At 65.9% G+C, this 24,195-nt stretch carries 17 protein-coding genes; 8 read left to right on the top strand and 9 right to left on the bottom strand.

Annotation, left to right across the window (positions count from 1 at the left end; genetic code table 11):
* Nucleotides 1-49 precede the first annotated feature (49 nt).
* The gene (locus ACSC1Y_RS13385) at nt 50-2,707 is read left to right on the top strand and encodes an Eco57I restriction-modification methylase domain-containing protein (protein WP_435335402.1); all 2,658 of its coding nucleotides are present in this window, start codon (nt 50-52) and stop codon (nt 2,705-2,707) included.
* On the opposite strand, the gene ACSC1Y_RS13380 is transcribed toward ACSC1Y_RS13385, so the two are convergent.
* The 4 genes from ACSC1Y_RS13380 to ACSC1Y_RS13365 form a co-directional block, all read right to left on the bottom strand.
* Nucleotides 2,704-5,211, bottom strand: coding sequence for a DNA topoisomerase I (locus tag ACSC1Y_RS13380; protein ID WP_435335401.1), 2,508 nt, complete (start codon nt 5,209-5,211; stop codon nt 2,704-2,706). The two genes, ACSC1Y_RS13385 and ACSC1Y_RS13380, sit on opposite strands and share 4 nt — an antisense overlap.
* Nucleotides 5,212-5,427: 216 nt before the next feature.
* Nucleotides 5,428-6,870, bottom strand: coding sequence for a response regulator (locus ACSC1Y_RS13375; protein ID WP_435335400.1), 1,443 nt, complete (start codon nt 6,868-6,870; stop codon nt 5,428-5,430).
* 103 nt (nt 6,871-6,973) lie between these two features.
* Complete coding sequence (gatB, locus tag ACSC1Y_RS13370; RefSeq protein ID WP_435335399.1) at nt 6,974-8,458, bottom strand: Asp-tRNA(Asn)/Glu-tRNA(Gln) amidotransferase subunit GatB; 1,485 nt, start codon at nt 8,456-8,458, stop codon at nt 6,974-6,976.
* Nucleotides 8,459-8,794: 336 nt separating this feature from the next.
* A complete protein-coding gene (locus tag ACSC1Y_RS13365; RefSeq protein WP_435335398.1) occupies nt 8,795-8,965 on the bottom strand; it encodes a hypothetical protein in 171 nt (56 codons plus the stop codon).
* A 60-nt stretch (nt 8,966-9,025) separates the two neighbouring features.
* On the opposite strand from ACSC1Y_RS13365, the gene ACSC1Y_RS13360 reads away from it, so the two are divergent.
* From ACSC1Y_RS13360 to ACSC1Y_RS13340, 5 genes are all read left to right on the top strand, one after another.
* The gene (locus tag ACSC1Y_RS13360; protein WP_435335397.1) at nt 9,026-9,433 is read left to right on the top strand and encodes a hypothetical protein; all 408 of its coding nucleotides are present in this window, start codon (nt 9,026-9,028) and stop codon (nt 9,431-9,433) included.
* Nucleotides 9,434-9,514: 81 nt separating this feature from the next.
* Nucleotides 9,515-9,844 carry a DUF7518 family protein gene (locus ACSC1Y_RS13355; RefSeq protein WP_435335396.1) on the top strand — a complete coding sequence of 110 codons (330 nt, stop codon included), beginning with the start codon at nt 9,515-9,517 and terminating at the stop codon, nt 9,842-9,844.
* A gap of 39 nt (nt 9,845-9,883) precedes the next feature.
* Complete coding sequence (gene smc / locus ACSC1Y_RS13350; protein ID WP_435335395.1) at nt 9,884-13,474, top strand: chromosome segregation protein SMC; 3,591 nt, start codon at nt 9,884-9,886, stop codon at nt 13,472-13,474.
* Nucleotides 13,467-14,720 (top strand): segregation/condensation protein A, encoded by a 1,254-nt coding sequence (locus tag ACSC1Y_RS13345; RefSeq protein ID WP_435335394.1) that lies wholly within the window; start codon nt 13,467-13,469, stop codon nt 14,718-14,720. The genes smc and ACSC1Y_RS13345 overlap by 8 nt, the downstream gene beginning before the upstream one ends.
* 168 nt (nt 14,721-14,888) lie before the next feature.
* Nucleotides 14,889-15,560: a helix-turn-helix domain-containing protein gene (locus ACSC1Y_RS13340; protein WP_435335393.1), complete on the top strand. Its 672-nt coding sequence runs from the start codon at nt 14,889-14,891 to the stop codon at nt 15,558-15,560.
* Between the two features lie 386 nt (nt 15,561-15,946).
* Here ACSC1Y_RS13340 and mtnP read toward each other — a convergent pair whose 3' ends face one another.
* Together mtnP and ACSC1Y_RS13330 are read right to left on the bottom strand one after the other, a co-directional pair.
* Entirely contained in the window at nt 15,947-16,804 is an 858-nt protein-coding gene (mtnP, locus tag ACSC1Y_RS13335) for an S-methyl-5'-thioadenosine phosphorylase (RefSeq protein WP_435335392.1), read from the bottom strand.
* A 90-nt stretch (nt 16,805-16,894) separates the two neighbouring features.
* Nucleotides 16,895-18,064: a CapA family protein gene (locus ACSC1Y_RS13330; RefSeq protein WP_435335390.1), complete on the bottom strand. Its 1,170-nt coding sequence runs from the start codon at nt 18,062-18,064 to the stop codon at nt 16,895-16,897.
* A gap of 200 nt (nt 18,065-18,264) precedes the next feature.
* Here ACSC1Y_RS13330 and ACSC1Y_RS13325 point away from each other — a divergent pair, with 200 nt between their 5' ends.
* Nucleotides 18,265-19,707 (top strand): MATE family efflux transporter, encoded by a 1,443-nt coding sequence (locus tag ACSC1Y_RS13325; protein WP_435335389.1) that lies wholly within the window; start codon nt 18,265-18,267, stop codon nt 19,705-19,707.
* Here the strand turns inward: ACSC1Y_RS13325 and ACSC1Y_RS13320 are convergent.
* Together ACSC1Y_RS13320 and ACSC1Y_RS13315 are read right to left on the bottom strand one after the other, a co-directional pair.
* Entirely contained in the window at nt 19,695-20,327 is a 633-nt protein-coding gene (locus ACSC1Y_RS13320; protein ID WP_435335388.1) for an HD domain-containing protein, read from the bottom strand. The genes ACSC1Y_RS13325 and ACSC1Y_RS13320 overlap by 13 nt on opposite strands.
* 28 nt (nt 20,328-20,355) lie before the next feature.
* Nucleotides 20,356-21,045, bottom strand: a complete 690-nt coding sequence (locus ACSC1Y_RS13315; protein ID WP_435335387.1) for a phosphoribosyltransferase — start codon at nt 21,043-21,045, stop codon at nt 20,356-20,358.
* Between the two features lie 206 nt (nt 21,046-21,251).
* On the opposite strand from ACSC1Y_RS13315, the gene thiC reads away from it, so the two are divergent.
* Nucleotides 21,252-22,679, top strand: coding sequence for a phosphomethylpyrimidine synthase ThiC (gene thiC / locus ACSC1Y_RS13310; protein WP_435335386.1), 1,428 nt, complete (start codon nt 21,252-21,254; stop codon nt 22,677-22,679).
* A 1-nt stretch (nt 22,680) separates the two neighbouring features.
* Here thiC and ACSC1Y_RS13305 read toward each other — a convergent pair whose 3' ends face one another.
* Nucleotides 22,681-24,159 (bottom strand): class I adenylate-forming enzyme family protein, encoded by a 1,479-nt coding sequence (locus ACSC1Y_RS13305; RefSeq protein ID WP_435335385.1) that lies wholly within the window; start codon nt 24,157-24,159, stop codon nt 22,681-22,683.
* Nucleotides 24,160-24,195 lie beyond the last annotated feature (36 nt).

Genomic DNA, 24,195 nt, shown 5'->3' with positions numbered 1-24,195 from the left:
CAGTCGAACCCCGTGGCCGGCTAAAATCCCTTCGAAAGTTCTGACACAGATGACAGCACCGACCGAGGACGCCGGTCCGACCCGGAGCTTCTTGAGTCCCGCCGCCGAGGGTGCACTCGACACGATGCGAGGCCCGGACCGACCGGCCGGATGGCTCGTGGAGGACGCACTCGCCGCGAGCGATGCCCTTCCTCGGGAGGAGAACGAGATAGTCATCTCGCGCGTGCTGGTCTGTCGATTGGCCGCGGCCCGTGGCCTCGTCCGCGGAACGGACTGGACGACGGAGAACGACCTCCCGGAACGTCTCGACGCGGTGTGGGAAGCCGTGGCCGAGCGCGTTCCGACCGACCCGCTCCCGCTCGATTCGTGGCCCGCCGAGGCCGCGCTCGCCGAGGCGTCGGCCCAGCTCGATACCGTCGGTGACACCGGCCGACGCAGGGACTTCGCCGGACTCGACGCCCACCTCGTCGGAACCGTCCACGAGGCCCACCTTCGTGACGAACGGAAAGCCACCGGCGCGTACTACACACCGGGAGCGGTCGTCGACTACGTCGTCGAGTCGACCGTCGCACCACTCGCCGACTCCGTCCTCGCTGGAGACCGGCCTCTCGACGACATCGCAGTGGTGGACCCCGCGATGGGTTGTGGGCGCTTTCTCGTGGCCGCGGTCGAGGCGCTCCGTGACCGGCTCGCGACCGACACGTCGGCATCCAGGTCCCTCGACGAGTCGGCAACCAGACCCGCCAGCGAGTCGGCATCTGCACACCCCGTCCTGACCGACGAACTCGTCGCGAACGTCGTCTACGGCGTCGACCTCGACGCTGCGGCCGTCGATCTGGCCACGCTCGTCTGCTGGCTCGAAACCGGTGCTGGTTCCGACGCGCTCGCCGGCTTCCACCGGCATCTCGCCGTCGGCGACGCGCTGGTCGGCCGCGGCGGAGAAGGCGACGCGAGACGTACCGACGAGGAACCCCCGCCACCCACGGACCATCCCGTGCTCGACTGGTCCGACGCGTTCCCCGACGTGGTCCGCGCCGGTCGTCGCTTCGACGCCGCCATCGGCAACCCGCCGTACGTCCGGAGCCGTCACATCTCGGACCCGGTGAAAGCGTACTACCGGGAGGCGTACTCGACCGTGACCGGCGCGTTCGACCTCTACGTCGCGTTCGTCGAGCGCGCCGCGACGCTCGCCGGGAGCGTCGCGTTCGTCGTCCCGAACAAGTGGACGACGACACGGTACGGCCGGCCCCTCCGCGACCAGTTGCTCGACCGCCACCGGGTCGTCGAGCTGGTCGACCTCTCGTCGCTCGGGGTGTTCCACGACGCCGGCGTCTACCCGGTCGTCCTCCGGTTCGAAGCCGGTGCCGGCCCCACGGACGCCATCCCGGTCCGTCGACCAGCTGACGCGACCAGCATCGGCACCGGCTCGACGGTCGCCATCCCCCGGCAGCTCGTCGACCGCCTCGGCGACAGAGTCGTTCCGACCGACCTCTCGGCCGACGCGGTCGACCTCGTCACGAGGCTGGCCGCGGCCGGGTCGCGCCTCGGCGACCACGCGACCGCTTCGGAGGGGGTCCACACCGGGAACGTCCGCGAGAAGCTCCTGTCGGCCGACCCCCAGACGGACGGGTCGCCGACTGCCCCCGTGGTCGGCGGCGACGATGTCTCGCCCTATCTCGTGGCCCCGCCCCGTCGTCACGTGCGCACCGACACCTCCCTCGTGGACCGGGAGGCGGGCGAGTACGCGGACCTCCGCGACCCCGACCTGTTCGCGGGACCGAAACTGCTCGTCCCCGACGTCGCAAACCGCCCCTTCGCCGCCTACGACCCGGGGGACACCTACGCTCTCAACTCGCTCTACGTGGTCAGACCACGGCCGGCGTCGGACTGGTCGACCTGGGCCCTCTGCGGCCTCCTCAACGCCCGACTCGTCGGCTGGTTCTTCGGGCAGGTGTACGGCGGGTCCCACGTCAACGGGGGGTACCTCCGGTGCAAACCCATGTTCCTCGCCGAGATTCCCGTCCCAGACACGCCGAGCGATTCGGCCCGCCGAGCCCTCGCGTCCGCGGCACGGGACGCGTCACGGGCCCGCGAGGCCCGCCGCGCCATCGCCCCCCAACTCGAGCCCGACTTCGAGAACATTCCCGGACGGACCCTTCGCGAACACGGCGCGGTTCGGCTGGCCGAGGGTCCACTCGCGGCGACGGGTGACGAATTCGACGGCCTGCGCGTCGGCCGCGTCTCGGTCGAGCGGACCGACGACGGTGTGACCATCCACGCGACTGCCCGGTACAAACCGACGGAAGACGGAACGCGGGTCGAAGACGAGACGACGCCCGCCACGGACAGCTGGGGGTTCGTCGAGACGGAATCGGTGGCGGCCGTCGAGCTCCAGTGCCCGCCCGAAACCGCGGAACAGGTCGTCGCCCTCGTCCCGCTCGTAACGGCACGTGGGGACGGGTTCGGCGGCTTCCGGCGGTCGGCCACGGCGACCATCTCCCCGCTCGACCGGTTACTCGGTATCCGGATTCCGGACGGGAGCGAGTCGGATGAACTCGAGGCGTTCGTGGCCGCGAGTCGACGGGCGAGGGAACTGGACCAGTCGGTCCTCGACGCGGACCGGCGGGTGGACGACATCGTCTACGAACTGTACGGTCTCACAGAGGAGGAGATAGAGGTCGTCGAATCGGCGGTCGGCGACGACTAGGCCTTCGCCTGCCAGCCGCGGACCCGGTCCGCGCTGATACCGTCGACCTTGCCGGCGACGTCGTCGGCGTCGGCGTTCTTCAGGTCGTCGACGCTCTCGATACCGGCTTCTTTGAGCTTCTCGGCGGTCTTCGTTCCGATACCCTCCAGCGCCTCGAGGTCGGTCCCCGAGTCGCTCTCTCTGGCCTGGTACTCGCGGTAGTTGCAGATGGGACAGCCAAGTTCCCACGGGTCGCGGTCGGAGTCCTCGTACTCGACGTGGACGTGGAAGGCGCCGTGCTCCTCGCAGACCTCGTCCTCGATGACGACGACGTTTCCGCGCCGCGGCAGCGGGACCGAGTAGTCGCAGTCGGGGTAGCGCGAGCAGCCGACGAGTCGCGAGCCGTTCCGGAGCGTCTTGACCTTCAACTCGCCGTCGTGGTCCTCGTGACAGTCCGGACACGGACCCACGGTCGGCCCCTCGCCCGCCGCGTCGGCCTTGCACATCGGACAGCCGTGGACGAACGTCTGCCGCCCCGCGAGCATCTTCACCTCGTGCATCCCGTGCTCCTCGCACTCGCCGTCCATGATGAGCGGCTTGCCGGTGTTCGGGAGCGGGAGGGTGAACTCGCAGTTCGGGTAGCCGTCGCAGCCGATGAAGTACGAACCGCGCCGGGAGCGCCGGACGAGCAGGTCGTCGCCGGACTCGGGACAGGTGCCGACCGTCTTGTCCGCCTTGAGGCTCTTCTGCAGGTGGTCGCCGATCTCCTCGCGCGAGTCGCGCAGGTCGGCGAACACCTGTTCGAGCATCTCGCGAGATTCGTCGGTGACATCTTCCAGTGTGGCCTCGCCCGCCGCGATGCGGTCCATGTCGCGCTCCAGCTGGGCCGTCATCTGCTCGGAGACGATGCGGTCCGCGTAGTTCTCGGCGGCCTCGACCACCGCCGCCGCGAGGCGCGTCGGCTGCGGCGGGTCGGACTCGACGTAGCCACGGTCGTACAGCTTCTCCAGCGTCTCGTGCCGGGTCGCCTTCGTCCCGATGCCCATCTTCTCCATCGTCTCGATGAGCCGCGACTGGCCGTACCGGCGTGGCGGCTGGGTCTGCTTGGCGTCGAGTCTGACGTCCGTGATGGCGAGGTCCTCGCCCTGAGTCACGTCGGGGACGTGGTTCTCCGAGGTGTTGTAATACGGGTAGACGGCGTGGTAGCCCGGGTCGACGAGGCGCTTGCCGTTCGCCTTCAGTCTGTGCTCGCCGACGTCGGCGACGACCTTGAGGTGCTCCCACTCTGCGGGTTCGGCGACGGTCGCGTAGAACCGCCGGACGACGAGTTCGTAGACCTCCCACTCATCCTCGTTGACGTCGCTCCCTCGGACCGGAATCTCTCCTGTCGGGTGGATGGGCGGGTGGTCGGTCGTCTCCTTGTCGCCGCGGGTTGGCTCTATCTCCTCGAGGTCGAGCAGGTCCTCGGCAGACTCGCCGAGCTCGGAGTGGCCGACGAACTCGTCGAGCAGCTCCTCGGGGTCGAGGTCGTCCGGGTAGACCGTGTTGTCGGTACGCGGGTAGGTGATGAACCCGGCCGTGTACAGGTCCTCGGCGATGCTCATCGCGCGCTTTGCGGAGTAGCCCAGCGAGCCGGCCGCGCGGATGAACTGCGTGGTGTTGAACGGAGCCGGCGGCGTGTCCGTCCGGGTGCGTCGGTCCACGTCGGAGACGGTCGCGGCCGAGGCCTCCTGTAGTGCCTCGAACACCTGCTCTGCGACCTCCTCGTCCCACACGCGCTCTGCCTCGTTGTCGTCCTCGTCGAGGTAGTAGTACTGCGCCTCGAACGTCTCTGCCTCGTCACCGTCGTCCTTCTGGAGGTCGGCGAACAGCTCCCAGTAGTCCTCGGGGTCGAACGCCTCTATCTCGCGCTCGCGGTCGACGATGAGCTTCAGCGTCGGCGACTGGACCCGGCCGACGGAGATGAAGTCCTCGCCGAGCTGACGGGCGGCCAGCGAGAGATAGCGAGTGAGAGCCGCGCCCCAGACGAGGTCGATTATCTGCCGGGCCTCGCCCGCCGCAGCGAGGTCGAAGTCGAGCTCGTCCGGGTTGTCGAACGCCTCGGTCACCTCGCGCTGGGTGATGGAGGAGAAGCGAACCCGGTCGATGGGGACATCGTCGTTGACCTCGCGGACGATCTCGTACGCCTCCTTGCCGATGAGCTCACCCTCGCGGTCGTAGTCTGTCGCGATGGTGACGCGGTCGGCCTTCCGAGACAGGAGCCGGAGCGTCGCGACGATGTTCTCCTTCGTCGCCGTCTTCTCGATGCTCGCGTCGATGAGTTCGTGTGGCTCGACGTCCCGCCAGTCGTTGTACTCCGGAGGGAAGTCGACGCCGACGACGTGCCCCGACAGCCCGACGCATCGCTTGCCGCCCCACTTGTAGACGTTGACGCCGTTCTGGCGCTCCGCGTCCATCGACCCGCCTGAGAGGATATCGGCGATGCGTCTGGCCGCGTTATCCTTCTCTGTGATTATCAGCTCCATGGCCCACCTCCGGCTACGGGGATGCTCATTGGATTCGGGTACGTCGGAGCCGGTTCTAAAGGTTTCGGGCCCGAAAAATGGGGGACGGCGCGGGGTCAAGGCGCGGGGGCGTGTGCGTCGCGCGAGCGAGGTTTGGCCGACGCCGGTTCCCCCGCAGATGCGCCAGTTCTCCTGCCCACCCGGCCACGCCAGCCCTCCTTCTCACCGTTACGCCCGTCAGTTCTTCCGGACGACCGTTACGCCCGTCAGTTCGAACCGGGCCCCACCGGTGCCGGAATCGACCACGTCGACGGCCCAGTCGTGGGCGTCCGCGATGGACGCGACGATCGCCAGTCCGAACCCGGAGCCGTCGGACTGAACCGAGATGCCATGTTCGAACACCCGATCTCGAACCGAGTCGTGAATGCCAGAGCCGTCGTCCTCGACGAAGACACAGTCGTCTCCGCAGAAGCCCACCGTCACGCGTCTCGCCTCGCCGTGTTCGATGGCGTTGCGGAACAGGTTCTCGAACAGTTGCTGCGCCCGGCTCTCGTCGACGCGTATCGAGCCAGCCGCGACCACGTCCAGTTCCGCGCCCGTGGTCTCCACGGCGTTCCAGGCCCGTACCGCGAGAGAATTCACGTCGCATAGGTCTAACGACTGTACCGCCGTGCCGTGTTGAGCGAGGGCGAGCAGGTCCTGTACGAGTTCGTCCATCCGACCTAGTGCGTCTATCACCTTCTCGACCCGGGTCAGCTCACCCATGTCCAGCGCGAGCTCCGCGTTCGTCAACGCGACCGCGAGTGGGTTCCGCAGGTCGTGGCTCACCACGCCCGCGAACGCCTCGAGTCGTTCGTTCTGTCGTTCCAGCTTCGCCCGACTCTCTCGGAGCTGCCGTTCGCGAGTCCGCTGCTCGGTGATGTCGGTGTAGATGGCGTAGCCGACGTGGTTCCCGTTCTCCCGTTCGACCGGGACGTCGCGTAACAGGAACTGTCGGGTCCCGTCGACGGCCAGCCGGGTCACCTCCGCGTCGAGCGCGCCTCCATCTGCGACCCGCTGATTCAGCGCACTCGCCTCCGCCTCGCGGTCCTCGGGGACGATGAGCTCGTCGAGCGGTTCGTCGAGGACGCCCGGGGCCGCGTAGCCGAATATATCCTCGAACGCCGGGTTGACGTCGGTGATGTAGGGTTCCATTCCGTCGCGCAGCTCGTACGCGACGGTCGGCTCCGGGATGTTCTCGAACAGTGCTACGAATCGGTCGCGTTCGTCGACGAGAGTCCTCCCGCGCCGTGCCGCATCGACCACCTGCCGGACTCGGTTGACGAGCAGGTGGAACTGGTCGAGGTCGGGACGCTTCGGCAGGTAGTCCGTGACCCCCGCGGAGAGCGCGTCGACAGCGACCGACTCAGAGCCCTTCCCGGTGAACAGCACGAGCGGGAGCGTGGCGTCGAGCGCTCGAACCGCCTCGACCAGTTCGAGGCCGTTCATGTCCGGCATCCCGTAATCTGCGACGACGCAGTCGACGTCCTCGAGCCGGCGGAGTGCGGCCTCACCGCTCTCGACGGAGACGATCTCGACGTCGTCGTACTCCCGGTGAATCGCCTTCCGGGTCAACGAAAGAAATCCCGGGTCGTCGTCGACGTGGAGGACCCGAATCGGGTCGCTGGTACCGGCCGACATGGACCCAGAGACGGGAAGTGTGGTAAATAGCCTGTTGGCCGGATTACATGCGAGTGTCTGGTCACGAGACTCGCGCTCGGCGAAGAGGTGGGAGGAAAGACGCCTACTCGTCCAGCTCGTCGCGGAGCAGCTGGTTCACCGTCCCGGGGTCTGCACTGCCCTGCGTCTTCTGCATGACCTGTCCGACGAGGAAGTTGAGTGCGCCGCCCTCGCCCGCGTAGTAGTCCTCGACGGCGTCGGGGTTCTCGTCGATGGCCTCCTCGACTGCCTGCTGGACCTCGTCCTCGCCGGTCTTGCCCAGGCCCTCGTCCTCGACGACGTCGTCGGGAGCCTTGCCCTCGTCGAGCATCTGCCGGAGGACGATCTCCTCGGCGTTCTTCGTCGTTATCTCGTCCGTGGCGACGAGTTCGACGAGTCGCGTGAACTCGTCGAGGCGGTCGGCGACGTCCGTGATGGCCATGTCGCGGTAGTTCAGCTCGCCGAGCAGGTTGTCGGCGACCCAGGTCGCGGCGAGGTCCGGGTCGAACTCCTCGGCGACGTCCTCGAAGAAGTCGGCGACCTGCTTCGTGCTGGTCAGCTTCGAGGCGGACTCGCGGTCGAGGCCGTACTCCTCCTGGAACCGCTCGCGGCGGGCGTCGGGCAGCTCCGGAATCGGGATGCGCTCCTTCCAGTCGGAGACCTGCAGCGGCGGCAGGTCCGGCTCCTCGAAGTAGCGGTAATCCTTCTCCTCCTCCTTCGAGCGCATCGAGACCGTCGAACCGTGGGTCTCGTTGAAGTGACGCGTCTCCTGTGCGACGGCCTTCCCGCGCTTGACGAGGTTCTTCTGGCGGTTGCGCTCGTAGGAGAGCGCCTTCTCCGCGCCCTTGTGGCTGGAGATGTTCTTGACCTCGGTGCGGTTCGCGTTCTCGAGCGTCTCCTCGGAGATGCTGCCGTCGTCGGCGACCTCGTCGGCGGGGACGATGGAGAGGTTCGCGTCGACGCGAAGGCTCCCGTCGCGCTGGCTGTCGAAGACACCCAGGTACTCGAGGACCTCCTCGAGCTTCGCGAGGAAGGCCCGCGCCTCCGCGGGTGCGCGGAAGTCCGGTTCCGTGACGATCTCCATCAGCGGCGTGCCGGCGCGGTTGTAGTTCACCAGCGTGTAGTCCGCGGAGTCGATGTCGCCGCCGACGTGCTGGAGGCTCCCCGGGTCCTCCTCGAGGTGGGCGCGCCGGATGCGGATGTCCTTGCGCTCGCCCTCGACCGATATCTCCAGCGTGCCGTCCTTGCAGATGGGCTCGTCGTACTGGGTGATCTGGAAGTTCTTCGGCAGGTCGGGGTAGTAGTAGTTCTTCCGGTGGAAGCGCGTCTCCTCGGGGATGTCGGCGTCGATGGCCTTGCCGATCTTGACGGCGGCCTCGACGGCACCCTCGTTCAGCACGGGCAGTGCGCCCGGGAGACCGAGACAGACGGGACAGACGTTCGTGTTCGGTTCCTCCGTCGGTTCGGTCGGACACCCACAGAAGATCTTCGTGTCCGTCTCCAGCTGGACGTGGACCTCCAGACCGATGACGGCCGCGAGTTCGCCCCGTTCGGCAGCCTGCGCAGTCATTGGACGCTGATTCGGCGTGTGGTGGTTAAAGCGTGACGGGTTCCGTTTTCGCGAGTGGTCTGGAGTCGTGTATTCGTCTCGAACGATACTGCTGATTCTGGTGGAGGTGAGCATTCGGCGAATCACGACGGAACCGAGAGACAGACCCGTACCGCCCCGTACCGTACCGCCCCGTCCCTCGTCCTCCCCAGCCAACTCACTCGACTCGATTCCGCTCCGCTCCATCTCGTCTCGTTCGCCCCTCGCGCGGCTTCTAACTCGCCGTCTCAGGGTCTTCGACGGCGGGTTCAGCGCGCGCCAGAGTGGATGCAAGGGTCCGGCGGACCGAATGGGGATTCACCGGTCCGGAATACCTCCGTACAGGATGCCGATGCAGCCGAGGACGAAGCCGACGAGCATCGTCACGAACCCGATATTACCGAACGAGCCCGTCGCCGTGAGCGACACGAAACCACCGAACACGACCGTGAGCAGACCGAGCTGATAGAGCTGGGAGACCATAGCCATCGACTCACCCCTCGAAACCGTGCGCGACTTTTTATCAGAAACCGCCGAACTCTCGTGCAGATGAAGCGCCGCCGATTCCTCCGCAGCGCGTCCGGGCTCGGGAGCTGCGTCGCCCTGGCGGGCTGTCTGGAGTTCGGTGAAGAGCCACCCGACACCTCGGGACCCGCAGACCTGCTGGTGACGAGCATCGTCGCACGGCCATCGGAGAACGACGTGACCCTCTCCGTCGGCATCTACCTCGACCGGACGGAACCGGTGGCACTGGAGGTCGAGGGCGAGGTGGTCGTCGACGAGTCGACGGTCAGGGAGCGACGGACGGTGCAGCTCTCGGGGGAGCGAAGCCGGCTGACGCTCCAGCTGCTGTTCCCGGACGTGGTCGAGTATCCGAGCGTCCCCGAACAGGTCGACGCGCGAGCACGAGTGGGGTACGACGGGGAGCTGTCGGCGTGGTACGAGACGGGCGTCTGACCGGGGTTCACGACCAATCGTGTCAGAGTAAAAATATTAGTCTGACACAGGTTTATGGTGGCTGACGCACGCGATGTAGGTATGCCGAAGAACAGGGTGGAATCTCTCGAGGCCACCGTCAACGAACTCGAATCCACGGTTCGCGGACTCACCGAAGAACTGGTCGAGACCAAAGAGCGCGTCCGAATCCTCGAAGCGGAGCTCGAGGCGGACCCCCGGAGCGTCGCCCCGGACACGTCCAGCGACGAGCCGGAGATGCTGACGCCGGAACCGGGCAGCGCCGAGGCGGCCCAGTCCGACGTCGAAGCTGCGGCGGCCGACGCGTCGTCCGAAGACGCTAAGAACGCCGACGCAGAAAGCGAGGAAGAGAGCGAGGAGTCCGGGCTCGGCGACGACATCATCGTCGCGTAAGTCGCCGCTTCCGGCCTGCCCGGGCGACACCCCCCAACCATGCACATAAAAGAGCTCGTTCTGGACAACTTCAAGAGCTTCGGCCGGAAGACGCGGATACCCTTCTACGAGGACTTCACCGTCGTCACCGGTCCGAACGGCTCCGGCAAGTCGAACATCATCGACGCCGTCCTCTTCGCACTCGGTCTGGCCCGCACACGCGGTATCCGGGCCGAGAAGCTGACCGACCTCATCTACCACCCCGGTCACGAGGACGACGAGTACTCCGGTGGCCAGCGGGAGGCCATCGTCGAGGTCATCCTCGACAACTCGGACGGAACGCTGGAGCGCGCACAGGTCGTCAACGCCGCCGGCACCGAAGACGTCGGCGACGTCGACGAGATACGTATCAAACGACGCGTCAAGCAGACCGAGGACAACTACTACTCCTACTACTACCTCAACGGTCGCTCGGTCAACCTCTCCGACATCCAGGACCTGCTCGCGCAGGCCGGTGTTACCCCGGAGGGCTACAACGTCGTCATGCAGGGCGACGTCACCGAGATAATCAACATGACGCCGTTCTCGCGGCGTGAGATAATCGACGAGATCGCCGGCGTCGCCGAGTTCGACGCGAAGAAAGAAGACGCACTGGAGGAACTCGAGACGGTCCAGGAGCGTATCCACGAGGCGGAACTGCGCATCGGCGAGAAGCGCGACCGACTCGGCCAGCTCGAGGACGAACGACAGCAGGCCCTCCGCTACCGACGCCTTCGACGCGAGAAGGAGCGTTACGAGGGGTACCTGAAGGCGGCCGAACTCGAGGAGAAGCGCGCCGACCGGACGCAGACCGAAGAGAAGCGCGAGAAGAAGCAGGCCGAACTCGACGACCTGCACCGCGACCTCGACGAGAAGCAGGGGACCGTCGTCCGCCTGCAGGAGGACCTCGAGGACCTCAACGCCGAGATAGAGCGCAAGGGCGAGGACGAACAGCTCGCAATCAAGCGCGACATCGAGAGCCTCAAAGGGGACGTCTCCCGGCTGGAGGACAAGATAGCCGCGAGCGAGGAGGCCATCGAGGAGGCCGAGACGAAACGACGGAACGCCTTCGTCCAGATAGACCGCAAGCAGGAGGAGGTCGACGACCTCGCGACCGAGATCCGCGAGACGAAGGTCCAGAAGTCGTCGCTGAAGGCCGACGTCGCGACGAAACAGTCCGAACTCGCGAGCATCCAGGCCGAGATAGACGAGATAGACACGGAGTACGACGAGCTCAAGGCCGACCTGCAGGCGAAGAAGGCCGAACTCGAAGGGGCACGCGACGAGAAGAACGAACTCCAGCGCGAGAAGGACCGTCTGCTGGACGAGGCACGTCGTCGCTCGAACGAAGAGAGTGAGATAGCCTCCGACATCGAGGAGGCGGAGTCGCGGCTCCCCGAGATAGACGCCGAGATAGCAGACCTCGAGGACGAACTCGAGAAGGCGCGGCGGAACGTCCTCAACATCGAGGGCGTCGTCGACGACCTAAAAGCGGAGAAACAGGAGTTACAGGGCGACCTCGAACGGGTCGAGGACCAGCTCCGCCAGAAGCAGTCCGAGTACGCAGAACTCGAGGCACAGGCCGGCCAGTCCGGCGACAGCTCGTTCGGCCGAGCCGTCACGACGACGCTCAACTCGGGCATCGACGGGGTTCACGGCGCCGTCGCCCAGCTGGGAAGCGTCGACCCGAAGTACGCGACCGCCTGTGAGACCGCGGCTGGCGGGCGGATGGCCAACGTCGTCGTCAGCGACGACGTCATCGGCCAGCGCTGCATCGAGCACCTCAAGTCCCGGAACGCGGGCCGGGCGACGTTCCTGCCGATGAACAAGATGCGGAACCGATCGCTCCCGAGCGCACCGAGCGTCCCGGGCGTGGTCGACTTCGCGTACAACCTCATCGACTTCGACTCGCAGTACGCGGGCATCTTCAGCCACGTCGTCGGCGACACGCTCGTCGTCGAGGACCTCGACACCGCCCGCGACATGCAGGGGGACTTCCGCCTCGTCACGCTCGATGGCGACCTCGTCGAGAAGTCCGGGGCGATGACCGGTGGTTCCTCGAAGGGCTCGCGGTACTCCTTCGACGCCTCCGGCGAGGGGCAGCTCAAGCGCGTCGCCGAGGCCATCTCGGACCTCGAGGACGAGCGGCAGTCCCTGCAGGACGACCTCCGCGGCGTCGACTCGCGGCTAGACGACGCCCGGGACCGGAAGACCGACGCGACCGACGCGGTCCGCTCAATCGAGAGCGACATCTCCCAGAAGGAGACCGAGCGCGAATCCATCGAGGAACGCATCGCGGACCTCGAAGCCCGTCGCGACGAGCTCGCCGACGAGCGCGAGTCCGTCGACGAGGAGATGCAGGAGATAGAGGCCGAGCTCGGCGAGTACAAGGCCGAGATAGCCGACCTCGAAGCGGAGGTCGAGGACATCGAGTCCGACCTCGCGGACTCCCGCATTCCCGAACTGAGCGCGCAGATGGAGGAGAAGGAAGAAGAGATCGACCGCATCGAGGACCAGATGGACGACCTCGACGGCGACCTCAACGAACTCCAGCTCCAGAAGCAGTACGCCGAGGACGCCATCGAGGACCTCCACGACGACATCGAGGCGGCCCAGAACAAGAAGGCGGAACACCAAGAACGCATCGCCGGCTTCGAAGAATCCATCGAGGAGACCGAAGAGGAACTCGAGGCCAAGCGCCGGAAGGTGCTCGAACTCGAGGACGAGCTCGCGGACCTCAAGGGCGAACGCGACGACCTGCGCGACGACCTGAAAGAAGCCGAGCGCGAGCGCGATTCGGTGAAGAAGCAGGTCGATGCGGTCGAGAGCAAAATCGAATCGTTCGAGGAGACCATCGAACAGCTCGACTGGGAGATAGAGAGCCTCGAGGCCGAGGTCGGCGACTACGACCCCGACGAGATTCCGGACCACGACGAGGTCATCCGGATGACCGCCGCGTTCCAGGAGGACATGGACACGATGGAGCCGGTGAACATGAAGGCCATCGAGGACTACGACGCGGTCAGCGCCGAACTCGACGAACTGGTCGAGGGGCGGGACACGCTCGCCGAGGAGGGCGAGGGTATCCGCGAGCGCATCGAGTCCTACGAGGCACAGAAGAAGGAGACCTTCATGGAGTCGTTCGAGGCTATCGACTCGAACTTCCGCGAGATATTCTCTCGCCTGTCGGCCGGCTCGGGCCACCTCCACCTCGAGGACGAGGAGGACCCGTTCGACGGCGGCCTGACGATGAAGGCGCAGCCCGGCGACAAGCCCATCCAGCGACTCGACGCGATGTCAGGCGGCGAGAAGTCGCTCACCGCCCTCGCGTTCGTCTTCGCCATCCAGCGGCACAATCCGGCGCCGTTCTACGCGCTGGACGAGGTCGACGCGTTCCTCGACGCGGTCAACGCCGAGCGCGTCGGCGAGATGGTCGACGAGCTCGCTGGCCGCGCCCAGTTCGTCGTCGTCTCGCACCGGACCGCGATGCTGGACCGGTCCGAGCGTGCAATCGGGGTGACGATGCAGCAGAACAACGTCTCGGCGGTGACGGGTATCGACCTGTCCGACGGCGGCGACGAGCCGAAGGAGGAGGTGCCGGCTGATGACTAGCGGGGGTTCGGAACGAAGCGACGAAGCCCCGGAAACCCGAAAGGGGAGTGGAACGACCCGTGAGGGAAGCGAGGAACCGGAGCGAAGCGGAGGCTCCTCGAACGACTCGAGCGGGGAGCGAAGCGACCCGCGGGAGAAGGGGAGTTCAGAACGGAGTGACTCGCGAAAAACGGGAGAAGATGCCCCCGAGAGCCTCCTGAACATCGCGGGTCACGAAGACCGGACACCGCCGGGTGAGGAAGACGACCCGTTCGGTCTCACGGACGGAGACGAAGACGGTCCGGGAGACGAAGCGTCGTCTGACCCCGACGACTTCTACTCCGGGAACAGCGACGACCTGAACGACGTACTCGAGGAAGAGGCGGACGGAGACGACGGAAAAGACTCGGCCGCCGACTCCCACATCGAGGCCGTCCTCCCCGACGAGGACGTGGTCGAGGACACCGACGACGACGAGGTCGAACCGGTCGAACTGCTGGTCCAGCTCGCAAAGCGGGGGGACATCGACCCGTGGGACATCGACATCGTCCGGGTCACGGACGAGTTCCTCGAGGCGCTGGAGGACGTCGATCTGCGGACCTCGGGACGGGCGCTGTTCTACGCGAGCGTCCTGCTGCGGATGAAGGGCGACGAACTCATCTACGGGAGCGACGACGACGATGACGAGGACGTCCTCGAACCCTGGGAACAGCCGTTCGACGACGAACCGCCCGAAGAGCATCCCCCGGGCTTCGACCCCGTCGAGGGACTGGAAGCGGAGATGGAGCGCCGACTCGACCGCAAGCAAGCCCGCGGGACGCCCGAGACGCTGGACGAACTCGTCCGCGACCTGCGCGAGGCCGAACGCGGCTCCTGGTGGAAGCGCCGTCGCGAGTACGACACCAGTACCTCACCCTCCGGGTTCCAGCGTGGAACTCAGACGCTCGACTACCACTCCGGTGACGACTTCCGCGTCGACGACGAGCCGACCGAGGACGAGGTAACGGGGACGACCCACAACGAAGACATCGAGGAGATAATCGACGACGTTCGGAGCGAACTCCACGAACACTACGACGCGGGTCGCGACGAGGTACTGTACGCGGAGATCGACCGAGTCGGTGGAACGCGAGTCCAGACGTTCCTCGCGCTTCTCTTCCTGGCGCACCGTGGACAGGTCAGACTCCAACAAGACGAACTGTTCGGAGACCTCTGGATCCAGGACCCGACCACCACGCGTGCACCGGAAGAAGCGGTTGCGGACTGACGACCGTTCTGTATCTCGTTTTCCCCGCTACTCGAACTCCGCGGAAACGCACATATTGACGGCCGAATATCGCCGTGAGATTTAGCAAGGCCACATTCGTTCTCGGATTCGAATACATCAATTTTCTGCACGGAAGCGTGATATCCTTGACTGCCCTACGCAGAGGCAATGGGGGTTATCGCAGATTTCACGGTGGCTGCCGACGACTTCGTCCTCGCACCGGGGGGTGGAGAGAATGATGTGTACGAGGTCGAGGTCGAACCGGTCGTCCCGGTCTCGGGGTCGGTACTACCGTATCTCTGGGTTCGAGGGGACTGTACGCAGTTCGAACTCGAGCTCGAGAACTGTCAGTTCGTATCGGACCACACCGTCCTCGAGAACGCCGGGGACAGACAGCTCTACCGGGTCGACTGGGTCGACGAGTTCCACGAGTTCCTCGACTGCTTCGTGGAGTCGAACGGGACGGTTCTGCGGATGCACGGTGGGGGCGTCGGCTGGCGGTTCACGGTCAGATTTCCCGACGACACGAGTGTGAGCCGATTCCACACAAGCTGTCTCGAGAACGGCGTCCACATCGAACTGCACCGCCTGACGCACTCGCCCGAAACCGGCGAACAACACCAGAACGAGTTCGGCCTGACCCCCGAGCAGCACGAAGCGTTGACCCACGCGGTAAAGACCGGTTACTTCTCCATTCCGCGTCGGTCGACGTTAGACGACATCGCCGCCAAGTTCGACATCTCGAACCAGGCGGCGTCCGAACGTATCAGACGTGCGACTGAAAAGGTGCTTCGGCAGGCACTCGGCGACGAGCTGGACGTGCTCGTCGAACACCCGTAAGCCCGCGGCAGTACCTGTAACCAGACTATAAGGAATTCTACACGACTAATATACTGGTTTAGATAACAAGCGCTTCGGCCAAGTAGACATAACCAGTATCTACGGTTGACCGACGTCCCGGATACCGGAGGGGGAAGGGGGCGCCGGTCTGGGGGTGCGACCCCGTCACGACGCCCACCACGTCGGACGCGGTCGCGCCACTCGAACGTCCCGGCTCGCCGACAGGCCCACAACGCATCCACCGTCAGTCGAAGCCCATCATCAATCGTCAGGCGCCACCGCAATCGCTTGCACCGTCGGCGCGCCTGGGCGTTCTCGATTTTATCGACGTTCAGTCCGAAGCGGACGCTACCCCACGCTCGAATCGAGAGAAGGAGACCGCAGAGTCAGTCGAGGTACTGTCCCGCGAGCAGGTCGACGCGGTCTCGGGTCTCGTCGGGTATCGCCTCGCTGGGCGTGTTGATGGTTCCCTCGAGCGCAGACCAGGCGTCGCTCTCGAAGTCGTCGGGCATCGTCCGGATCGCTTCCTCGACGACCGCGTTGATCGACTCCTGGTTCGCCGCTGCGTTCTCGAGCACCTCGTCCAGGGTGACCTCGTTGTCCTCCTTCCAGACGTCGTAGTCTGTGATTCCCGTGACCGTCGCGTAGCTCAGCTCTGCCTCGCGAGCGAGTTTCGCCTCGGGGATGGCCGTCATGCCGACGACGTCCCAGCCCTGCTCGCGGTAGAACTCCGATTCCGAGCGGGTGGAGTACTGCGGGCCCTCGATACAGACGTAGGTGCCGCCCTCCTCGACGTCGGCGTCGGTGTCGGCGTTCTCGGCGGCCTCGGCGAGGTGGTCGACCATCGCGGGGTCGTACGGGTCGGCGAAGCCCATGTGGACGACCATCCCGTCACCGAAGAAGGTGTGCTCGCGGTGGCTGGTCCGGTCGAATATCTGGCGCGGGATGACGAGGGTCTGTGGCGGGAGGTCCTCGCGGAGGCTCCCGACCGCGTTCGTCGCGATGACGCGGTCGACGCCGACGGACTTCAGCGCGTAGATGTTCGCCTTGTACGGCGCGTTCGTCGGGGTGTGCTGGTGGTCCGGGCCGTGTCGCGGGAGGAACGCGACTTCCGTGCCGGCGAGCTCGCCGAACGTGATGTCGTCGGAGGGTTCGCCGAAGGGGGTGTCGACACTTCGCTTCTCTACGTTCTCGAGGGGCAGCGCCTCGTAGATGCCGCTGCCGCCGATGACGCCGATGGTCATACTGCCACGGTCACGGGGCGAACCTAAAACGGCTACGAGTCGTCCGCGCGCCGTCGTCGATTGGCCCACCGATGTCCAGCGGCGAGCGGTTCAGAGCTCGACCACGAGCCCATCGCCGTCCCGTTCGTACGTGGTCTCGAACGCGGCTGAGCGTGCACGGATAGTCGTACGGAGCCAGGCCGCCTGCTCATCGCTGGCGAGAGAGACCCCGTCGTCGATGTGGATCGGGACCAGTCGAACCTGGTCGAACTCGCCGTCGGTGAGCGTGACCTCGAACAGGAAGCTCCGGTCGTTCCGAACGCGCTCGACGACGCCGAAGTCGTCGACGAGGTCGCCGGTGTCGTGCAGGATGAGGCCGTCTCCGTACCGCTCGACGGCCTGGGGGACGTGGGCGCTGTGACCGTGGACGAGGTCGACGCCGTGGTCGACGAGCCAGTGCCCGAACTCGACGAGTCGGTCGCCAGGTCGCTCGACCCAGTTCTTCCCCCAGTGGACCGACGCGACGAGCAAGTCGGGGTCGGTCGCCGCTGCCCGGTCGATGGCGTCTCCGACGACCCGTCGCGTCCGCGCAATCTCCGAATCGAACGTGATGAACGCGATCCCGGGGGCGTGCTCCGTCGACCGGTACGCGTAGCCCCGCTCCGAGAACGAGATGACTGCCACGTCGAGTTCGCGGACGGAGACGGTGGCGGGGGCTCGTGCCGCATCGGCGTTTTCACCGGCACCTGCGACTTCGATACCGGCGTCTTCGAGGTGAGTGCGTGTATCTCTCATCGCGACCTCGCCGAAGTCCATCGCGTGGTTGTTCGCCAGTGAGGCGAACTGAACGTTTCCCGCACTGAGCGCAGGGACCGCCCAGTCGGGGTCGCCCCGGAAGTAGTACGAGCGGTCGGGTGACCGTTCACCACGGTCGGAGATGCAGCACTCGAGGTTACAGAACACGGCGTCGAGGTCGGTGAGTCGGGGCTGGAGGTCGCCCCAGACGGACGCCGGGTCCACGCCGTCCCGCCCGTAGATGTCGTTGAGGTTCCGGCCGACCATCGTGTCACCGCCGAATCCGATGGTCGTCAGCGACGGCTCGGGTTCGTCCGTCGTCTCGGCGGTCGTCGGCTGGCCGGTCGCCTCGGTGGGTGTCTTGTCTACGTTCGTGGTGGAGGAACGGGATTGCCGGGTGGCGGGTGAGCGTGAGGGGAATCCAAGACAGCCTCCCCCCGCGACGGCCCCGACGGCCGTCAGGAAGGCTCGGCGACTGTCGTTCATGGAACTGGTACTATCGGTTTATCTCTCGAATACTTGAATGTATGTTCTCGCCATTTCAGACCAATATATTCCCACGAAGCATACATTCCAATCAGAATACTAACCTTCGTGTAAAGTTCTACTCCCTGATTAGCATGCCTGTGTCAGATGCTATCCTCCCCTAGTAGCCTTGATACGTCTGGGGAGCATTTCGATTCGTAATGGTAGAACCCTCCGTCGAGAACGAACTCACCGAGGGTGAGCTCCTCGGGCCGATGCTCCGGCTCGCGTGGCCGATGGTCGCCATCCAGCTCCTGCAGGTCGCCTACAACCTCGCAGACACGGCGTGGCTGGGTGCCTACTCGTCGAGCGCGGTCGGTGCGCTGAGCCTCGCGTTCCCGCTCATCTTCTTCCTCATCTCGGTCGGCGGCGGTTTCACCGCTGCCGGCGCCATCCTCGTCGCGCAGTACACGGGCGCGAAGAGCGACGGGTCGGCGGGCCTCGTGGCCGGACAGACGGTCGTCTTCGTCGGGGCGTTGTCGATATTGCTCGGCGTGCTCGGGTTCTTCGTGACGGACGCGATGCTCGGTCTCATCCCCGCGGACCCGGAGACGAAGGCCGTCATCGTCCCAATGGCAGCCGACTACATGCGTATCTTCTTCCTGGGGATGCCGTTCCTGTTCGGCTTCTTCGTCTTCGTCTCCCTGCTCAGGGGCCACGGGAACACCCGGACACCGATGCGCATCATGTTCGTCTCGGTCGTCGTCAACGTCGTCCTCGACCCGCTGCTCATCTTCGGGGTCCCCGGCGTCGTCGGTGAACTGGGCATCGAGGGAGCGGCCATCGCGACTGTGTTCTCGAGAGGCGTCGCGACCGTCCTCGGCTTCTACGTCCTGTTCGCGACCGACGTCGGCCCCACGATTCGGCGCGAACACCTCCTGCCCGACCTCGGGACGATCCGCGACATCGTCCGGGTCGGCGTGCCGAGTGCTGCCGAGCAGTCGATGGCCTCGCTGGCGTTCATCTCTCTGACGGCGATGGTCGCGACGTTTCCTCCGGCGGTCGTCGCGGCCTACGGGCTCGGCAACCGCGTCATCTCGCTGGTCTTCCTTCCGGCGATGGGGCTCGGACAGGCGACCAACACCATCGTCGGACAGAACCTCGGTGCAGGTCACTCGGACCGGGCGGAAGAGGCCGTGTGGATCGCCGCGAAGCTCGCCGCCGGTGTGCTCGCCGTGGTCGCACTCGTCATCTTCGCGTTCCCGACGGTCATCCTGCGTCCGCTGATGAGCGCCGACACGGCGCAGGCGGCCCAGACGCTGGTGTACGGGAGCGAGTACCTCCGCGTGGTCGCGCTCGCGTTCGTCTTCATGGGGCTGTTCCCCGTGTTCCTCGGGGCGTTCCGCGGTGCCGGCGACACGACGACGGCACTGGTGTTCTCCATCGTCGCGCTCTGGCTCGCCCGCGTGCCGACTACCTACTACCTGGTCTTCGTGAAGGACTGGGGAACGACCGGTATCTGGACCGCCGTCGCCGTGGGCGACGTGCTCGGGGCCGTCGTCGCCATCGCGTGGTTCACCAGGGGGACGTGGAAGCAGTCGCTGGTCGACGACGGCTCGTCCGGCGAGTATCCGACCGGCGACGAGGTCGCTCAGGACGACTGAGTCCGTACATCCTCGTAGGCCGCTTTCGCGGCGTCGAACAGCTCACGGCCGAGGTCGGTCCGCAACCGGGGTTCGGCCGTCGCGAAGAACTCGTCCAGGTGGTCGTACTCTTCGAAGGCGTCCGACGCACCGGGTTGGTACCGCTTCTCTCGCTCGTAGACGACCGCCTGCAGGCACATGTCGACGAGGTCCATGTCCTTGACGAAGCGTGCTTCCGGCGAGTTCCTGGACTCGTACTCGTGCCACAGCTCGCGGGCATGCGCGAAGTCGGTCAGAAGGTCGTCTACCACGGCGAGTTCGGCGGCCGCTTTCTCCTCGGCGTCGTACGTTTCCGCGGTATCGTCCGCCCGGGTCGCCCAGTCGCCCGTTTCGGCCTCCGCGACGTCGTGGACGACGGCCATCGATACCGCCCGGTCGCGGTCGACGCCCGCCTCGTCGGCGAACAGGACCGTCAGATAGGCGACGCCCCAGGAGTGGGCGGCGACGCTCTCAGGGTCGGCGATGCCGCGGAGCTGCCAGCCGGTCCGCGTTTCGTCCTTCAGGGCGAGGGCGCGGACGAGGGCGGACAGGCGGCTGGGCGGGCCGTCCAGTCGGCTGGGAGAATCGTCGGAATCGGTCATCTGGGAAGAGACGGTCGTCGTTCCGGTCTCAGGCCAGCTTCCAGCCGTCGTCGGTCGCCACCGCGTCACCGCGACGGACCATCTCGCTCAGGACCTCGTCCATCCGGTTGGGCTGGGCGATCTCCATCTCGATTCGCTGGAGGTCGTGCTGTTCGGCGAGGTAGTGGCGGAGTCGCTCCTTCGTGAAGGTCCCGTCGTCGTTGCGCTCCATGACGCCACCGAGGATGTCGATCATGTCCTCGATGAAGTTCCACGGGTAGACCATCCACGCCCACTCCTCGAGCCGTTCGCCGATGTAGTCCGGCTCGAACTCGCTCGTCTGGAGCAGCTGGAGCGTCGCGGTCCGGACCTCGCCAGCGTTGCGCTCGTTGACGTACTCCTCGGCGCGCTTGATGGAGCCGCCGGTGTCGGCGATGTCGTCGATGATGAGGACGTCCTTGCCCTCGACGCTGCCCTCGGGCATCGGGTAGCGGACCTGGGGTTCGTCGGCCTTCTGTGCGGTTCCGACGTAGTGTTCCATCTTCAGGCTCGTAAGGTCGTTCAGCCCGAGGAAGTCACAGATGCATCGGCCGGCGAACCAACCACCGCGGGCCAGCGCGACGATGACGTCGGGCTCGAACTCGTCTGCCTTCACGTCGTTGCTGACGTCCCGGCAGAGCCCGTAGATGTACTCCCAGTTGGTGATGGTACAGTTGAAATCGTCCGGGAGGTCGCTCATACTCCCGACTCCCGTGCCTCGCACCTTAAGGGTTTACAGGTCGATTGCGGATGGTCTCACCCCACACTCGACTGTCGTCACCAGGGCACGAGATATCGCACCATGTCGTCGTGCTCCGGCGGGTTCCCGGGGACGTCTCACCCGGTATCGGGGGAGAGAGCTCACACCACCGGGATTTATTACTCAATGGTACCACTTGGTGGTCGATGACACAACTCCGAGACGCTCGCGATGGCATCGTCACCGAGGAGATGACACGTGTGGCCGAGCGAGAACGGGTCAGCCCAGAGTTCGTCCGGCAGCAGGTCGCCGACGGACAGGTCGTGATTCCGGCGAACCTCCACCACGAGTCACTCGACCCGATGGGTATCGGGCGGGAACTCGCGACGAAGGTGAACGCGAACATCGGGAACAGCGACGACTCGAGTGACGCCGACGAGGAGCGGCGTAAACTCCACACCGCCGTCCACCACGGTGCCGACACGGTGATGGACCTGTCGACAGGGGACCAGCTCGACTCGATTCGGGAGGCGAACGTCCGGCACTCGCCGGTTCCCGTCGGGACGGTCCCGCTGTACGAGGCGCTCAAGCGGGCCGGTGGTCAGCCGGAGGACCTGACGGCGGACCTGCTCCTCTCCGTCATCGAGAAGCAGGCGAAACAGGGCGTCGACTACATGACTATCCACGCCGGCATCCTCGCCGAGCATCTGGCGCTCACGGACGGGCGGATAACGGGTATCGTCTCACGCGGTGGGTCGATACTGGCGTCGTGGATGGAGTCTCACGGCCGACAGAACCCGCTGTTCACCCACTTCGAGGAGATCTGTGAGATATTCGTCGAACACGACGTTACGTTCAGTCTGGGCGATAGCCTCCGTCCGGGGTGTCTCGCCGACGCGTGTGACGAGGCCCAGTACGCAGAACTCGACACGCTCGGAGAGCTCACGCGGGTCGCGTGGAACCACGATGTCCAGGTGATGGTCGAGGGGCCGGGCCACGTCCCGATGGACCGCGTCCGTGAGAACGTCGAACGGCAACAGCGAGTCTGCGACGGCGCTCCCTTCTACGTCCTCGGTCCGCTCGTCACCGACGTCGCACCCGGATACGACCACATCACGAGCGCTATCGGTGCCGCCATCGCGGCGGAGGCTGGCGCGGCGATGCTCTGCTACGTCACACCGAAGGAGCACCTCGGGCTCCCCGACGAGCAGGACGTCCGCGACGGACTCGCAGCGTACCGAATCGCCGCCCACGCCGCCGACGTGGGTAACGGTCGTCCAGGGGCCCGGGACTGGGACGACGCGCTCTCGGCGGCACGGTACGAGTTCGACTGGCGCGAGCAGTTCCGGCTCGCGCTCGACCCGGAGCGCGCTCGCGAGTTCCACGATCAGACACTGCCCGGGGACAACTACAAGGATGCGCGCTTCTGCTCGATGTGCGGCGTCGAGTTCTGTTCGATGCGCATCGACCAGGACGCGCGGGACGCGAGTGACCGCGAACGTCGGGTCGCTGTACCCGACCTCGAGGGCTCGGCCGCGGCGGAGGTCAACCTGCCGCCGGTCGGAACCCACGAGGAGAGCGAGCGGCCCGCACGCGAGGAGGATGCAGAAACGGTGCGCGCCACCCGCAACTGACTCACCCGAACTCGCTCCGCAGACTGCCGCGGTCTATCTTCCCGGTCGACGTGCGCGGGAACTCGTCGACGAATATCACTCGTTCGGGAACCTCGTGACTCTCGAGGTTCCGTCGACAGACGCGTTTGACGTCCTCGGCGGTCACGGCCTCCTCGCTCCGACGCTTGACGATGGTCGTCACCGTGGTCCCGCGAACGTCGTCAGTCGTGTCGATGATGGCGACCTTCTGGACCGGCTCTATCTCGTAGATGACCTCCTCGATCTCGTGGGGGTAAACGTCGCCACAGCCGGTCGTGAACATGTCTTCGATACGGTCGACGACGAACAGGAAGCCGTCCTCGTCGAGCCAGCCGACGTCTCCCGATTTGAGCCAGCGTTTCCCGTCGCGCTCGACGAAGACGTTCTTCGTGAGCTGACTCCGATTGTACCGGGGGGTGACCGTATCCCCGCGCCACAGCAGTTCTCCTCGTTCGCCGGTCTCGACGGTTTCGCGTGTCCGGAGGTCTTCGATACGGACCTCGACCGAATCTGCGGCCACCTGGCCGACGCTCCCCGCCTTCCGACCCTCCGGGTGCGGTCGGTTGAGCGTCGCGAGCGGCGTCGTCTCGGTCATGCCGTAGCCTTCGATGAGCGTACAGTCGAGCAGCTGTTCCACCGCCTCGATGCGCCGCTTGGGCATCGGCGACCCCCCGACCCCGACGATGCGGAGACTGGAGAGGTCGTACTCCTCGACACCGTCGTGGTCGAGCAGTTCGACGACCATCGTCGGTATCAAAAACGTGTAGGTGACGCCGTACCGTTCGATGGCCCCGAGGACGGCTTCGATGTCCCACGAACCGAGCAGATGGTTCTCGGCCTCCAGCGCGAGGAACGGGGTCGTCGTGATGTTGAGCCCCGTGACGTGGAAGCACTGGCAGACGGTCAGTGCCACGTCCGACCGACTCCACTCGTTACACTCTATGTACCCGCGGGCGTTCGCCTGGAGGTTCCCGTGAGTGTGGTAGACGCCTTTGGGTGCCCCGGTCGTCCCGCTCGTGTAGAGCAGTTCGGCTACCTGTTCGGCGCGGCGCGGTCTCGTCCTGAACCCCGCCTTCCCGTCGTCGAGCAGGTCCGTATACCGGACGGCCGCTCCGTCGACGGCCGCGAGCTCGCCTCCGACGTCGTCGTGTTCGACGACGCAGACGACGTCGCTATCGCTGAGGACGTACTCCAACTGCGATTCCGAGAAACGGGTGTTGAGCGGGACGGCGACCGCTCCGCACTTCAGTATGCCGAGGTACGTGCAGACGAGCGCCACGCTGTTCGGTGCGTGTATCGCGACGTGGTCGTCCGGTTCGACGCCCCTCGCCGAAAGTGCGCTGGCAAGGCGGTTCGACCGGGTCGCGAGTTCGGAGAACGTCAACGACTCCTCCCGGTCACCGACCGCCCTGGCGGATGGCGCGTTCCGCGAGGCGGTGTCGACGTGGCTGGCGAAGTTCACGGGTCACGGTATGGACCGTGCTATCAAGTCGTTTTT

This window comes from Haloarchaeobius lipolyticus, assembly GCF_051208015.1.
In the GTDB taxonomy this organism is placed as follows: domain Archaea; phylum Halobacteriota; class Halobacteria; order Halobacteriales; family Natrialbaceae; genus Haloarchaeobius.
This window is presented reverse-complemented; position numbering and strand designations above follow the sequence as displayed.

Bases quoted from the DNA above. Each gene is read 5' to 3' on its own strand.
- ACSC1Y_RS13385 (WP_435335402.1), top strand. From the start codon at position 50: ATGACAGCACCGACCGAGGACGCCGGTCCGACCCGGAGCTTCTTGAGT.
- ACSC1Y_RS13380 (WP_435335401.1), bottom strand. From the start codon at position 5,211: ATGGAGCTGATAATCACAGAGAAGGATAACGCGGCCAGACGCATCGCC.
- ACSC1Y_RS13375 (WP_435335400.1), bottom strand. From the start codon at position 6,870: ATGTCGGCCGGTACCAGCGACCCGATTCGGGTCCTCCACGTCGACGAC.
- gatB (WP_435335399.1), bottom strand. From the start codon at position 8,458: ATGACTGCGCAGGCTGCCGAACGGGGCGAACTCGCGGCCGTCATCGGT.
- ACSC1Y_RS13365 (WP_435335398.1), bottom strand. From the start codon at position 8,965: ATGGCTATGGTCTCCCAGCTCTATCAGCTCGGTCTGCTCACGGTCGTG.
- ACSC1Y_RS13360 (WP_435335397.1), top strand. From the start codon at position 9,026: ATGAAGCGCCGCCGATTCCTCCGCAGCGCGTCCGGGCTCGGGAGCTGC.
- ACSC1Y_RS13355 (WP_435335396.1), top strand. From the start codon at position 9,515: ATGCCGAAGAACAGGGTGGAATCTCTCGAGGCCACCGTCAACGAACTC.
- smc (WP_435335395.1), top strand. From the start codon at position 9,884: ATGCACATAAAAGAGCTCGTTCTGGACAACTTCAAGAGCTTCGGCCGG.
- ACSC1Y_RS13345 (WP_435335394.1), top strand. From the start codon at position 13,467: ATGACTAGCGGGGGTTCGGAACGAAGCGACGAAGCCCCGGAAACCCGA.
- ACSC1Y_RS13340 (WP_435335393.1), top strand. From the start codon at position 14,889: ATGGGGGTTATCGCAGATTTCACGGTGGCTGCCGACGACTTCGTCCTC.
- mtnP (WP_435335392.1), bottom strand. From the start codon at position 16,804: ATGACCATCGGCGTCATCGGCGGCAGCGGCATCTACGAGGCGCTGCCC.
- ACSC1Y_RS13330 (WP_435335390.1), bottom strand. From the start codon at position 18,064: ATGAACGACAGTCGCCGAGCCTTCCTGACGGCCGTCGGGGCCGTCGCG.
- ACSC1Y_RS13325 (WP_435335389.1), top strand. From the start codon at position 18,265: ATGGTAGAACCCTCCGTCGAGAACGAACTCACCGAGGGTGAGCTCCTC.
- ACSC1Y_RS13320 (WP_435335388.1), bottom strand. From the start codon at position 20,327: ATGACCGATTCCGACGATTCTCCCAGCCGACTGGACGGCCCGCCCAGC.
- ACSC1Y_RS13315 (WP_435335387.1), bottom strand. From the start codon at position 21,045: ATGAGCGACCTCCCGGACGATTTCAACTGTACCATCACCAACTGGGAG.
- thiC (WP_435335386.1), top strand. From the start codon at position 21,252: ATGACACAACTCCGAGACGCTCGCGATGGCATCGTCACCGAGGAGATG.